The organism is Spiroplasma sp. hy2 (assembly GCF_044714365.1).
Lineage (GTDB): Bacteria > Bacillota_I > Bacilli_A > Mycoplasmatales > Mycoplasmataceae > Spiroplasma > Spiroplasma phoeniceum.
Genome location: NZ_RXFZ02000372.1, coordinates 1 through 2,362 on the forward strand (window position 1 = coordinate 1; position 2,362 = coordinate 2,362).

The following is a 2,362-nucleotide window of genomic DNA, read 5'->3' on the forward strand; positions in this document are numbered from 1 at the left end:
AATTTTTGCGGTTTAATTTGATTCATAAAATATTCAATATAATCAACAATTTGATAAAATTTAATTCTTCCGGATAAGAAAAGCGAACGTAATGTTTCGTTTGCTGCATTAAAAGCAATGGCTAATGAATTATTTTCATTTAAGCAACGATAAGCTAATTGTAGCGCTTTTCAACGAGATAAATCAGCTTTTTGAAATGTTAAGGTTATTAATTTCTCAAAATTTAATGGTTTTAAGAACGAACTATTTTTTCGAATTGGATAATATAAAAAATAATTTAAAACTTGTAACATTGAAGGTTTTGATAATTGTCCAATAATTGAAGAATCGGCATATTGTACGGCTGAATGTAAAATAGCTTGTGGATGTAAAATAACAGTGATTTTTGAAGTTTTAAATAAATGATAAGCTTCTATAATTTCAAATCCTTTGTTTACCATTGTTGAAGAATCAATGGTAATATTTTGTCCCATCTTTCAAGTTGGATGTTGCAAAGCTTGTTGCTCATAAATTGTTTTTAAATCAGCTAATGTTTTATTAGCAAACATCCCCCCTGAAGCTGTTAAAATAATTTCTGAACACGGGTTAGTTTGGTCTAAACATTGAAAAATAGCACAATGCTCAGAATCAATTGGATATAATTGATTATTATTTTTTGCTAATAAATTGTTAATTAAATCCCCTGCTACTACTAATGATTCTTTATTTGCTAATAATAACGTACGGTTTTTACCATATAAAGTTTGTAATGTTGGGTATAATCCTGCAAAACCACTAATTGCATTTAAAACCAACGCTGTCCGAAAAGCAGCTAACATTGCATTAATTCCTGTTTCTCCAGTTACAAAAGTTATATTTGGATATTGCGCTGTTAAAATAGCTTGTTGTGTTTCATCACCAAGATGAACAATCCTAATTGTGCGATGTTTCTCTAAAATCTTAATTAGAACTGAAATATTATGATAAATACTAACAGCGGTAATTTGAAAATCATTTGGATTTGATTCAATAATTTGTAACGCTTGTTGACCAATATTTCCAGACGCACCAAAAACAATAATATTTCGCATCATAAATTATCGTTGTAACACTATATTTGAAATAATAAACATTACAAAAAAAACTAATGAAAATGAATCCAAACGATCTAAAATACCACCATGGCCAGGCAATAAATTACTAAAATCTTTAATATTATAACGACGTTTAATTCATGAAAATGATAAATCCCCCAATTGTGACAAAATGCTTAATACAAACGCTAACAGAACATAAATTACATAACGCATTACATTTTGATCATTATCATTTGAGAAAAAGTTAAAAACCCAATGGTTACTAGTTGCAAAATGAAACATTAAAATAGCATAAGTAATTGCAATTCCTGCTGCTAAGATTGTTCCCGTTACAGCACCTTCTCATGTTTTGTTTGGAGATATTGTTGGCGCTAATTTATGTTTTCCATAAGTAACACCGCCAACAAACGCAAAAGTATCAGTTAAAATAATAATTAATGCTAATCATACCAGACTACTTCAACCATAAGCAGGATTTAACATAAATTTATTCATTGCTTTTAAAGCAAAAGTTAAATACAAGGTAAAAATTAAAACTAATGTCATTTTACCAAAAGTAATTTCTTTTGAACTAAATACTAAACAATAATATCCTAAAATCGCACATAAATAAATAACAAAAATAATTCAGGGTTTTAATCAATTTCAATTTAATAATGTATAAAATGGGTAATTAATTGAACCAATTCCACCATATTCTGTTGCGATTGATTCAGCTGGAAACAAAAATAAAAAAATTATTAATAAATATGTAATGACTTGCGTATAAATTGGTCACTTTGTTCCTCCAACTAACCGCAAAATTTCATAGTTAACTAAACCTAAAATAACAGCATTAATGCCAATAAAAACATAATTAGCAATTTCAATATGTGGAACATTACCATGTCATTCTGTTGCAATTGCCCCTGTGAATAAATATAAACCTAAAAAGACTAATAACAAATAAAATGTAATATGACGAGCAACATATTTTTTTTGAAACATACCTTTATGTTCCTTACTTTTTGACGCTTTATTTGTTAAATTATCATCTCCTGTTGATTTTTCATTTTCATTAACAAGAACATTATCTTCCTGATTGTTTATCACTTTCAATTCCTCCAAATCTTCTATTTCTATTATTATAATCTAATATTGCTTCAGTTAAAGCATTTCTTTAATTTTGTCGAAAACTCTTGATGAAATAAAAAAAATCATCAATATGACAATTTGAAAACTAATTTTGTGTAAGATTATGATTTTGCTTTAAATTTTTTAAACGTTAAAATATAATACCGTTGATT

Annotated in this window: 2 protein-coding genes; both read right to left on the reverse strand. The window is 27.3% G+C overall.

Translation table 4 applies throughout. The features are described 5' to 3' along the window. The coding region (gene dxr, locus EHV01_RS06620) for a 1-deoxy-D-xylulose-5-phosphate reductoisomerase (RefSeq protein ID WP_422066766.1) at nt 1-1,070 on the reverse strand (1,070 nt) is incomplete at its 3' end. 6 nt (nt 1,071-1,076) lie between these two features. Continuing rightward, nucleotides 1,077-2,168 carry a phosphatidate cytidylyltransferase gene (locus tag EHV01_RS06625; RefSeq protein WP_422066767.1) on the reverse strand — a complete coding sequence of 364 codons (1,092 nt, stop codon included), beginning with the start codon at nt 2,166-2,168 and terminating at the stop codon, nt 1,077-1,079. Between the last annotated feature and the right edge of the window lie 194 nt (nt 2,169-2,362).